The sequence below is a fragment of the Idiomarina sp. UBA4206 genome (assembly GCF_002383015.1).
GTDB lineage: Bacteria > Pseudomonadota > Gammaproteobacteria > Enterobacterales > Alteromonadaceae > Idiomarina > Idiomarina abyssalis.
Map to the genome: position 1 here is coordinate 173,103 of NZ_DFTS01000043.1, position 11,386 is coordinate 184,488.

General features: G+C 45.2%; 9 protein-coding genes and 1 pseudogene. 5 read left to right on the forward strand and 5 right to left on the reverse strand.

Features of this window, described 5'->3' with window-relative positions:
* Positions 1-1,444 (reverse strand): annotated as a pseudogene (locus B3180_RS09990) (TonB-dependent receptor); the annotation flags it as partial.
* Between the two features lie 206 nt (positions 1,445-1,650).
* Here B3180_RS09990 and B3180_RS09995 point away from each other — a divergent pair.
* The 5 genes from B3180_RS09995 to B3180_RS10015 all read left to right on the forward strand — a co-directional run bounded on the left by B3180_RS09995 (position 1,651) and on the right by B3180_RS10015 (position 5,315).
* On the forward strand, positions 1,651-2,574 hold the full coding sequence (locus B3180_RS09995; protein ID WP_286844307.1) for an AraC family transcriptional regulator: 924 nt from the start codon (positions 1,651-1,653) through the stop codon (positions 2,572-2,574).
* A 144-nt stretch (positions 2,575-2,718) separates the two neighbouring features.
* The gene (locus tag B3180_RS10000; RefSeq protein WP_199495004.1) at positions 2,719-3,258 is read left to right on the forward strand and encodes a carboxymuconolactone decarboxylase family protein; all 540 of its coding nucleotides are present in this window, start codon (positions 2,719-2,721) and stop codon (positions 3,256-3,258) included.
* 49 nt (positions 3,259-3,307) lie between these two features.
* Positions 3,308-3,706 carry a hypothetical protein gene (locus B3180_RS10005; RefSeq protein ID WP_199495003.1) on the forward strand — a complete coding sequence of 133 codons (399 nt, stop codon included), beginning with the start codon at positions 3,308-3,310 and terminating at the stop codon, positions 3,704-3,706.
* A gap of 11 nt (positions 3,707-3,717) precedes the next feature.
* Positions 3,718-4,509: a DUF547 domain-containing protein gene (locus tag B3180_RS10010; RefSeq protein WP_278358297.1), complete on the forward strand. Its 792-nt coding sequence runs from the start codon at positions 3,718-3,720 to the stop codon at positions 4,507-4,509.
* A gap of 83 nt (positions 4,510-4,592) precedes the next feature.
* Entirely contained in the window at positions 4,593-5,315 is a 723-nt protein-coding gene (locus B3180_RS10015) for a DUF1499 domain-containing protein (protein ID WP_278358296.1), read from the forward strand.
* 45 nt (positions 5,316-5,360) lie between these two features.
* Here B3180_RS10015 and B3180_RS10020 read toward each other — a convergent pair whose 3' ends face one another.
* The 4 genes from B3180_RS10020 to B3180_RS10035 form a co-directional block, all read right to left on the reverse strand.
* Positions 5,361-5,948, reverse strand: coding sequence for a FlgO family outer membrane protein (locus tag B3180_RS10020; RefSeq protein ID WP_273023575.1), 588 nt, complete (start codon positions 5,946-5,948; stop codon positions 5,361-5,363).
* Between the two features lie 12 nt (positions 5,949-5,960).
* Positions 5,961-6,530, reverse strand: a complete 570-nt coding sequence (locus tag B3180_RS10025; RefSeq protein ID WP_273023577.1) for a FlgO family outer membrane protein — start codon at positions 6,528-6,530, stop codon at positions 5,961-5,963.
* A 108-nt stretch (positions 6,531-6,638) separates the two neighbouring features.
* Positions 6,639-8,594 (reverse strand): S9 family peptidase, encoded by a 1,956-nt coding sequence (locus tag B3180_RS10030; RefSeq protein ID WP_278358295.1) that lies wholly within the window; start codon positions 8,592-8,594, stop codon positions 6,639-6,641.
* 105 nt (positions 8,595-8,699) lie between these two features.
* On the reverse strand, positions 8,700-11,386 hold a 2,687-nt coding region (locus tag B3180_RS10035), incomplete at its 5' end, for a TonB-dependent receptor plug domain-containing protein (protein WP_286844312.1).

Below are 11,386 nucleotides of genomic sequence, written 5' to 3' on the forward strand. Positions count from 1 at the left end.
GGTCTTCAGCTTCTACATCATAATAATCGGCTCTTACCCCACCCGTAATGCGCCACTTGTCGGTAATATCCAACTCGTGTTGAGCGAAAGCGCCCCATTGATAACTGGTTGAATCTGTGGTGTCCGATAAATTGAAATCACCTGCACCATCACCGTCAATATCGTACTGACTACCTGGTGATACAAATAACCCCGGGCGTAGCTCAATTAAGCGAGCTTGCTGCTCACTGGTTAAAGGAATTCGGCGGTTACTGACAGGCCCGGTTAAGTCGATAGGATTATCCGCCTCGGTCGTAAACTGGCTGTAACCAAGCACGTCGTTAACACGCAAATTCACACCCACCACTGTCTTCTTATTAATGTGAAGTTCGGTCCGGTTTTCGAAGGTATGCGCGTCATCAATAATTTCGACAAAACTGTTCTGATTAATGCCTTCTCGGGTTAAGTACTGATAGTAGGTACGGTTAATCAGCACCATATCGTCGTTCAGCCAGTGCTGAAGTTTGGCATGCAATAATGTGGTCTCAGCAGTATTCGTGTCCAGAGGATCAGTCAGCGTGGTGCTGCGGTCAATTTCCACTTCTCCGGTGGGGCTAATAACCGCACCGGCACCCGGAACCTGTGAACCATTTGGCTGAACGCCCTGCCCCGTAATGTACAGGTTATTGTCGATGAGATTCTGCGTTGGCCGGTTGATACCGGCATTATCTGTCCACTCTACGTCATAATACTCGAGCGAAACATCCAGCTGTGTATCATCGTTCGGGGCAAACTTATACGCCAGCAAAATGTCGTCACTGCGATGATGGTGGTAATCGTAGAAACTGTCTTCATCCACATACTCAGCGCTAATGCGCAGACCCTGTTCGTTGTCTTCTAAAACCCAGTTGTGGTCAAGCTGCAAACGGTGCTGATTCCACTCGCCAAACTGCGCCTTTAATGTCGAGTCTGAAGCTGTCACACGAGCCGTTTTAGGCTGCAGATTCACAAAACCGCCAACGCGCTGCGAAGTGCCAAGCATGACCGGCGGCGCGCCTTTCACCACAGCGATACTTTCAATCGCGTTAAATGACATAGGAATTCCCAGGCCATTATTGCCGGCCTGACGGCGCATACCCGCTTCATAGAGCTCGCCAAGCTGGCTCCGAAGTGTGGGTAATGACGGGTTACCAAACCCCGCCGCAGCAAAACTATTTGGCGCAAAACGAGCAATGTCATGCAAGTCGTTAATTGCGGCTTCTTCCATTAAGGAGCCACTAATTGCGGTGGCGGCGCGCGGAATATCCTGCAAGCTTTCAGCTAAGCCAAATAAGCCTTCGGTTGACTCTTCAGAGGGTAATACCACCCCTGAGTCATCGCGACCAATCACCTCTATCACTTCCATGGGCTTTTCTTGTGCAACCGCCGTTAAAGGTAATAAACCGAGCCACAACCACTTTTTCATTCTTGTTTTCCTTATTAACACTCTGTATTTGCCAAGTAGCACTAAAAACTTTTATTAGCCGCGCCAGTCGATTACGCCTTTCATTAACAATAAGATCGTTTTTCTCTCAATTAAGTCACCGGAAGTAAAAGCAAAGCTGCTAAATCTTTACTCCCAACTGACATCAAGCATAATAGCCAGTATTAACTAATTGAATTGATAACGGAATGACAAAAACAACAGAACACACAACTCAAACAACGGAAGCCCTAAATGAACTGCTAGAGCAAGTAGCACAGGGTACCGAACTCCACTTTGAGTCAGGCCTTTGTGGAGACTGGACTCTAATGGTCAAACGGCCGGAGAAAGTTGCGTTTCATGTTGTCACAAAAGGAGATTGCTGGTTTGGCTTTCCTGATTCTTCCGTCGCCCCTGTAAAGCTCAGTGCATCCGATATCATTTTCGTGAATAAAGGGGTTTCACACTTTTTGAGTGAGACTCAGATCCCATCCGATATCAATGAATCAGATATTCCCCAGTATTGTCAGCCCGACCATCAACAATATGGTGTTGTCTGCTACGATGTAAAATCGGCTCCGGGAGCAAATGACACGTTATTTCAACTATTGCCGCCCTGGCTCATTCTGAAGCAAGCAGACCAGTACCAGCAGTTGTCACATATTATCGAGATGATCAGATTTGAGACAACTCAACAAGCCCCCGGATACCATACCGTAATTAGTCGACTCAGTGACGTTCTTGCTCTTAACCTGCTGCGGCAAGTTATTGATCAAGGCGAGTCTCTCAATGGACCTTTAGCGGCGCTCAATGATCGCCAGTTGCGCTCGGTGGTTATTGCCATAATTGACGAACCCGGAGCAGACTGGTCAGAAGAACACTTGGCAGAACTCGCCTATTTGTCGGTCAGTGCATTTGCAGAGCGATGCATTAAGAAAACTGGCCTGACGCCCAAAAAACTCGTCGACCAACTTCGACTACAACGAGCGCGAATGTTACTCAATGGCTCGCAGCTACCGCTGGACTTAATTGCGGAGCAGCTTGGTTATCAGTCGGCAACTGCTTTTAGCCGTTTCTTCAAAAAGTATGCAGGTCTCTCTCCTGCGGATTATCGTCAAAACTATCACCCTTAGCTGACTCGTTTTTAAGGCACAACAGAAACACCTGTCTATATGACTAAAACACTCAAGCTGACATCTGCCTTCTTTTATTTTTGAGCTTTTATTCTATATTGATACTCACCTATTCAATAAAACTCAAAACGTCAGGAGTAAAGTATGAGTGACTTCAAACGACACGACAAAGAGTCAGCGCCGGAGGAAAGTAAAAAGCTGCTAGAAGGCTCAGAGAAAGCTTTCGGTATGATTCCAAACTTGCATGCCGTTATGGCTGAAGCGCCCGGTATTCTCGAAGCCTACCAGCAAGTACACGAGCTTTTTGTGAATAGTAGCTTTGACGAAAACGAGTTAACCGTTGTCTGGCAAACCATTAATGTATTCAATGAATGCCACTACTGCGTTCCTGCCCATACCGCTATTGCCAAGAACATGGGCGCCGATGATTCAATAACAGAAAATATCAAAGCGGGTAAGGCTTTAGACGACGATAAGCTAGAGGCGTTACGCCAGTTTACCCTGGTAATGCTTAAGAAACGGGGAAACGCCAGTGAAAGTGAGCTTGAGTCTTTTTATGAAGCCGGTTACGGACAGCGTCAGGCATTGGAAGTGATCTTAGGTATTGCTCAGAAAACCATGAGTAACTTTACCAACCATATTGCACAGACGCCTATTGATGAACCTTTTAAGAAGTTTGCGTAGCCTGTTGTTATTACCAGGTGGAGTGCAAAAACCAACAACGGAAGCAACTATGAGCCAATCACTCGAACAAAAACTCCCGTGGGCGCTGCTTGCCCTGCGGGTTGGTATTTTCATTGTAATGTTTGTCTGGGCGTTAGATAAATTTGTAAACCCGGGACATACCGCCGCAGTATTCGAAGGTTTTTATGGTATCAGTGGATTATCAGCCACTTTAGCTGCAATTCTGGGTGGCCTTCAAATTGTATTATGTTTGGCATTTTTAGCCGGGCTATGGAAAAAAGTTACCTACGGACTCATTCTAATCTTACACGCGGTATCGACTTTTTCCTCTTTCCCACAATACTTAGACGCCTTTAATAATCTTCTGTTTTTTGCAGCATGGCCTATGCTGGCAGCCTGTGTTGCGTTGTTTATACTGCGCGACTACGATACCAAACTCAGTCTTTAAGGTAGCCGCCAATGCGAATACTCGTATTTATTACAGGTGCTGTGTTTCAAATGGCTGCGTTCGCGCAGTCATTTGACCACTCGCATGAAAACTTTACTCAAGTGTTAGACAAGCATGTCGTAGTCTACGACAACGACTTAAAGTCTGCGGTTAACTACAACCAATTAGCTCAAGACAGTGATCCGCTTAACGCCTATCTGGATGCACTCTCAGCCGTAGGAAAGCCGCTGTATCAAAGCTGGACTAGCCAACAGCAGCTTGCGTTTTTAATCAACGCATACAACGGCTTTACTCTAAAACTTATCATCGACAGTATTGACGCGTTTCGTTCAGGTGAAGCTGAGTCCATTCGGGACCTGGGTGGATTATTCTCTACACCGTGGGAAAAATCTTTTTTCACGCTACTAGGAGAAAAACGCACGCTGGACTGGGTTGAACATGAAAAAATTCGAGTCGACTTTGACGAACCACGAATACATGCCGCCTTAGTTTGCGCCGCTATCAGTTGCCCCAAACTTCGTGCTGAAGCCTTTACAGCTGAAAACCTGAATACCCAGTTAGACGACCAAATGCTCACCTTTTTAAATGATCGTGACAAAAATGGTATTGATGACAAAGGCATTTATTTGTCTAAAATTTTTGACTGGTATCGAGACGACTTCAACGGTCTTCAGGACTATCTTTTAGAATACATCAGTGCGCTTTCTGATGACCCCGCACAAAAGGAAAAAGTGAAACAACAAAGCTTAAATATTCGCTTTGTTGACTACAACTGGATATTAAACAGTATAGATAATCGCTGACGTTTAAAAACTGTTAAATTCTCGTTGACCCAAAACCGGTATAGTGACGTAATATCAGTCAACATTATTAAGGGGATTGCTCTATGAAAGCGTTACACGGTTTGTTTATTGTTTTCGGGTTACTGTCTGTGGTGCTCCTTGCCATATCGGGGCCTTTATATAAAAGCGACACTGCCGAGCTTGGAACGGCTTTTTTAATGCTCCGCTGGGCGGCCTATATTGGTGCAGCAACCTTTGTTCTTAATATTATTTGGTACTTAATTAGACGCCCACAGGGGCTTGTGGCAGGGCTTAGCGGTCTGGCAATTATTGCCGGCGGCTTTGCGTTCTATATGCCTTTCAGCCAGTACTTAAAAGCTCAGAACGTTCCCGCAATTCACGACATTACAACCGATACACAAAACCCACCGGAGTTTGTCGCTATTGCGCCATTGCGTGCTGACGCATCTAACCCGGTTGAATACGCTGGCGAAGATACCGCAAAACAACAACGCAAAGCTTACCCTGAACTCACAACTTATGAGTCGCTGGAGTCCCCGGATGAACTTTTTTCAGCCGCTTTATTAGCCGTTGATAAAATGGGATGGGAGTTAGTCGACAGCTCAGAAACCGAAGGGCGTATTGAGGCCACTGCCACTACCACCTGGTTTGGCTTTAAGGATGACGTTGTTATCCGGATTCGTGCTACAGCAGACGGCAGTGAGTTAGATATTCGCAGTAAGTCTCGTGTTGGACGCAGTGATGTTGGTAAAAACGCTGAGCGTATCCGCGAATATTTATCTCAGCTAAAACCTGAGCTGCGATAATTTAACAGAATGGGCCTGGCGGATAACCGACAGGCCCAATGACTTCTATGGCGCTTTTCTAAGTAACGGCTGACCATCATTTTCATCTAACTGTCGTACAGCAGATTCAGGTAAAAACACCTGGGCAACGCTAGCAACTTTTTTAGAGTTAATGTCGACTAAACGCGTGTTAACCATTATGCCGTCACGATGTCTGGATAAAGTCCCCACCACAACATGAGAAATTGGCATGATCTCGTCCAGTTCCAGATAATCCCGACTTAGCGCAAAGTCACCGTTACTGGTAACTCGTATAAAGTCCGTTGTTTTAAAATCCATAACATTCCAGTTACGGCGGTGCAGTTCCAGCATCAGCTGTTCTGACAATACCTGACTTAATGCTGAGCTTTCATCGTACTGACTCGTAACGCCAACTAAGTGCGTGACACCAACCTGTGCTTTTTCCAGTTTAACACTCGCATTGTCTACTAATTGCTGCGCAAGCTCTGCGGTAAACCTGGCACTGCCCGGCTGCTGATAAACATCAGAGTTCTTTTCTTCGGCATTATCATGCGCAACTGTCTGCTTAGCCGGTAAAACAGTGCAGGCTGTTGATAAAGCAAGGGTGAGTAATGTCGTTATAAATACTTTCATTATCAAAACCTCTTAGTTGCGCTGCAAACGGCCGCTGACCATTTCAGACTGTTTGTTAGGCCAATATAAATGCTTAGGCACGTACCGGTTGGCAGACGCCAGAACCTGCTGATTTCTGCGGTCAATAACACGCAGGTTAACCATAGCACCACTGTCTTTACGTGAGAGTGTTCCCACCAGCATCCAGTCTAAGCTCGGGTTCTGATTTAGTGCCTCGGCGTCTCTACTTAATGCCAGAGCCCCACTTTCACTTATGCTGAGATAGTCTTGTGCTCTGAACTCAACTAACAGTATGTCGCGCTCTTCAAGATGTGCATATAGCCCCTCGCTCAACTGATGACTTAACTGATAGAGAGAGTCGCCATGATCAGGTTGTTCGAGTGTTTCGGCTAAAACCAAACGAGTAATACCAAGTTGAGACATTGGGTAGGCTTTAATGTCGGCGTCCAGTTGGTCCGCTAACTGGGCCGCTAAATCATCTGCAATAGTCTCGTGTGGGTTTGAGACATGGGCCTGAGCACTGCTCGGAAAAAATAAAAACAGCGTGCTAAGCGCAATACTAGCGAGAAGCCGATAAACCATAACACTCACCTTAGTTAATTCAGTTCATGCTTTGTTATCGGCCAGTTTTAGCTAAGGTTTAGATATAATCCAGAGCGGCACTCTATACCGCTCTGGCTATTACAGTGACTATTCGCCAATGTGCTTATCAAGGAAGGTCAACATCCGAGTCCAACGCTCGATGTTGTTTTCCGGCTTATAAAAGCCATGCCCTTCGCTGTCTTTAAACATCCACTCATACGGGTGATCACGCTCTTCCAAAGCATCACGTAATGCGTACGCCTGCTTTGGTGGAACACGAACATCTTTACCGCCCTGAATGATAAATACAGGTACTTTTAACTTATTAACCAAATGAACCGGAGACTGAGCGTTACGCTCTTCTTCCGTATTAGGTAAAGCCATGTCCAGGTAGTTTAGGCCAGATTCTGTCTCAGGTATGTCACCTTCTTTAAACATCATATTCAGATCATAAACGCCAACAAAACCAATAGTGCACTTGTATAAATCGGGTTCGCGTATCACGGTCATCAAAGCAGCATAACCACCGTAAGAAGCACCGTACACACACATCCGATCCTTATCGACAATGCCCTCTTCTACAACGTGCATGACACCGTCTGTCATGTCGTTAATCATGGTCGTCCCCCAGTTTTTATAGCCCGACTGGAGAAATTCACGCCCATAACCACCTGAGCCTCGGAAGTTTGGCTGTAGTACCGCGTAACCATGCTCAGCAAGTACTTTAGCATCAGGATTAAGTGCTGTCAGAGAATCCCTAGGTCCATGAGGGCCGCCATGAGGAAGCAAAATCAAAGGTAAATCTTCTGCCTTTTGGCCCTTTGGCAGAGTCAGTAATGCTTTTATTGTCAGTCCGTCGCGAGCTTTATAACTGATGATCTCAGTCTGCGGTATCTCTTCTTTATCAAGCCATGGCTTTGACTTAATGATCAAAGACAACGCCCGCTTTTCTGCATCAAATAAGTAAAACTCTCTCGGATGGTTAGCTGATGAAACAGACAAAACAATTTTAGAGTTATCTAAAGTTGCCGAGTTTATATTCACACTCGCATTAGGAAATGCGTTTGTCAGACTCTGTACAACTTTCGCGAAGTATTCATCCTCGATATCGGTAAAAAAGACAGTGTCTATATTATCGTATTCATAAGCTGCTCCAATAACCTCATTTGCGCGACCATTGCGAATGCTCATTATTGGCGAAAGATCGGTTTCGGGGTGTTCAGCCATTACGCTAATTTCACCTGTCGCCAGATTCATTGTTGTAAGAGCATTCGTATCCGTCACAACATCACTTAAACCCACAGCTGTTTTACCGTCAGGCAAAATATCAATTGGGAGAAAATTACCCTCTTTTTGGCCAAAACGAGCAACTTCCTTCCATTCTTTATTTGCGCCTGGACGAGTCATAATGACTTTTTCGTTGGTGTTATGTGGCTCTTCGCCTGTAGCAAGGCGGGTGATACCATTGTCATCCAGATAAACACGAACATTTGTGCCTTTGTACCGGCGAACCGGTATCCGGCCTTCTGATTTTACCCGTCCGCTGTCAACCTTTAAGCGATAGATATCAACATAAGGCTCGCTCGCATTATTTGAAGTTGAGTAAATCATCACCTGGTCGGATTCTTCAGGCAATAAATCAATAATCTGTGCGAATTGCTTAAGTCCATCGGAGCGCCAGCCTGTCAAGATTTTTTGATTACCGCCATCCGCATTCATAGCGAAAATTTCACCCGTGGCAAAAGGAGTTTCGTAAGAGCCGACTTCTCGTGCCATAGACATCACTAAACGTTCGTCGCTGACCCAGTTAAAGTCGCTAACCGACTCTTTTCCGCGCCCCTGAGTAACAGACAAAACTTCCTGATTATTAATGTCTAATACGGTTAAGTTAATATTACCTTCCGGGGTACGAGATGTTGCGGCTAAATAGTTACCCTGTGGAGATATTTTGATATTCATAAATTGAGCATGCTTTGCATAGTCCTCCAGAACACTTTTTTCAGGAGTCCCTGAAATAGCCTGAAGGGGAGCTAGACAAAGCAATAAGCATAGTATTTTTTTCATAGCTAAACTCTTAAAGCTAAACCCAAAGAAAAAAGCCCCTCACACGTGAAGGGCTTTGATGCTTCTCTTTTTAACACTCTACGTTCCAGGTTCGAGTGTTAAGACTTAGAAGTTGTAAGTAATGCTCGCGAATAAGCGACGACCTAAGTTGTCGTATTGCGAATATAAAGTTGCATTACCAACAGCACGTACATATGCCGGAGAAACAATTGGTGGCTCTTTATCGAACACGTTTGCTACACCAACAGTCACATCGAACGAGTCAGCAAACGTCATGTTTCCTGATAACGTATGATAGAAAGTCGTTGGAGTTTCAGCTACGAAAGTTACATCTTCACCACGATAAGTTGTTTCGTTGGTATCATCGAAATACTCATAATCGTTAGTTTTATCGACATAACGTGCAGTCCAAGTCAAGCTCCAATCGTCACGAGAGAAGGTTGTTGTTAACAAACCAACGTGCTTGGGATCACCGATTTCACCGATGTATTGAAGCGGCTCGCTATCAGGAAATAATTGATAGCTACGCTCAATTTGGTTTGTATGCTCCAAGTTCACTCGGATATTACCAAAATCGAACTGATCTTGGTAAGTCAATTTAAGGTCAACACCTCGAGTTCTTTGACTAGCAACGTTAACGTAACCGCTGTTCACCACATCGATACCGTAGTCACCGTTAGTACCATCATTACGGCTGAACAAGTTACAAAGTGGGTCGTTCGGGAAGTCTTCCGAAGTATAGCAGTTGCTCACAATCTGCGCGCCACTTAAAGATGCGATCTGTCCGTCAATTTGAACGTCGTAATAATCGACAGACGCAGCAAAAGTGTCTTCAGGACTAGTCCAAACTAAACCAAGACCTTCAGCAACTGAGGTCTCTGCTTCCAGATTACCTTCGCCACCTGAAGTTATGATAGTTGCAGAACTCGTTCCAGTTCCATCGTAATCAAGCGGGATTCCATCAGACTGACAGTTCTGATAGACCTGCTCTGAAACGTTACCTTCATCATAGCGAGCTCCATAGTTGTAGCATGGATCAATACCCATCTGACCACCGAAGCCAGACTGCTCTGCTAAATACAGTTCGAATAGCGCTGGAGAACGGAATGATGTGCCGCGCGATGCACGTAAACGCCAGTCATCATTAATTTCCCAGTTTAAGCCTAACTTAAAGGTTGTATCGCTACCGTACGTAGAAACATCAGTCCAACGAGCAGAACCAGTTACATCAACACGCTGAGCAAAAGCAACATCCGCAACTACAGGCACCCGAACTTCACCAAAGATTGCGCGTGAATTCTGGTCACCAGCTGTACGACTTGCACTACTTAGGCCCCAAGAGTTTCCATTTGCACTATGTACACCTGGCTGATCATCAATTTCATCATACTGGTAAGAGGCACCAAATGCAGCCCCAACAGGGCCTGCTGGTAAAGTAAACAGGTCACCAGTAATGTAACCTTCTAATGTCTGTTGCTTGTAGACCGTCTCACCTTGCTCATAACCGAATAAGAAGTTACGAACTTCATCCGTAGGGTTGCCATAAGCAAGCTGTGCGTCTCCCCAAGGAACATCAACACACTCTTTACCTGAAATTGCAGTCACTTCGCCGTTACAGGAGACTCCGTTAGCAGCGTTTACTTGCGCCATTACCATTGAGTCACGGAAGATAACTTTATTGCCGTACTTACCGCTGTTATAGCTGTTCTGGTAAGAGACGTCCCAATCCCAGAAGCCAATACTGCCTTCAAGGCCAGCTACAAAACGTGTGTAATCAACTTCAACATCAGAGCCATAATGATCTGTCAAGTGGACAGGGAAAATAAACGCATCACCTTCCCAACCAATGTTAGCGGCAGGAAGAACACCTACATCGGCCGTCCAGAATTGACGATAACCTTGAGTTTCTGTCTCACGAGAGCTATGAAGAAGTTCACCGTATGCAGTCAAAGTATCGCTTAAACTATAATCCCCTTGTAAGAAAACCGAAGCTGTTTTAGTTTCAGGAACCATGCTTTCTTTATCTGTGAAAGGATGTTGCTTATCCCACAAACCATCAGTTTCTTTATCGTATCCAACGAAGTAAAAATCATTCGGTCCTCGAAGATCACCCGCACCAGACCAAGTATCGTTGATGCTTTCATAACCATTTTCACCTAAGAAACCTGAATAATCATACTGTGCATAAGCGCCACCAGGAATATTAGAGGCTCCTGCCGGATATAGCCACAAACCATAAGGGGTATCATTACAGTGATAATTTCCAGTGCGAGGATCAATTGGATCAGCGCGCTCACCATCAGGGTTAAATAAGTAACGTTCAGAACAGCGGTAGAAATCACGATCACCACGTTTTAGTTCTTGTTGAACGTTATAGTCTAAAACAACGCGGAAAGAACCTTTATCAAAGCTTTCGCCAATTGACGCATTGATACGTTGACGTTCGCCACCTGATTCAAATGGTTGGCTAAGATCAACCGTAACTGACTTATCATCACCTTTCTTAGTGATGATGTTGATAACACCCGCAACAGCATCAGAACCGTAAAGTGATGATGCACCATCTTTAAGAACTTCAACACGCTCAATTGCCGAAATTGGCAACGCGTTCATATCAAACGCTGAAACTTGTCCACGAGTACCGGCAGGTCCTGCACGGCGACCGTTTAGAAGAACCAACGTACGATTAGCACCTAAGCCACGCATTGAAATAGTTTCTGCGCCAGCACCACCGGAGGTTACATAACCAACAGATAAAGCAGAAGTAATCTGACTTGAACCCGCCGCAATTT